General features: G+C 59.2%; 1 protein-coding gene. It reads right to left on the reverse strand.

Annotated elements, in window-relative coordinates; translation table 11 throughout:
- On the reverse strand, positions 1 to 282 hold a 282-nt coding region (locus K6T82_RS24355; RefSeq protein ID WP_223711648.1), incomplete at both ends, for a methyl-accepting chemotaxis protein.

Genomic DNA, 282 nt, shown 5'->3' on the forward strand with positions numbered 1-282 from the left:
AATCCGCGACCTTCGAACCGTTGGACACGGCTTTGAGGGCGTTTTCAATCAGCGTCGTTGTGTCCTTGGCCGCTTCCGCGCTCTTGCTTGCGAGGTTGCGCACCTCGTCCGCGACGACGGCGAAGCCCTTGCCCGCGGAACCGGCCCGCGCCGCCTCCACGGCCGCGTTCAGAGCGAGGATATTGGTCTGAAAGGCGATGTTGTTGATCGTCTTGATAATATCGCTGATTTTCGTGGATGTTTCGCTGATCTCCGCCATGGCCCTGACCATCTCTTCCATCT

It is taken from the genome of Flavobacterium potami (assembly GCF_020026915.1).
Classification (GTDB): Bacteria; Bacteroidota; Bacteroidia; order Flavobacteriales; family Flavobacteriaceae; genus Flavobacterium; species Flavobacterium potami.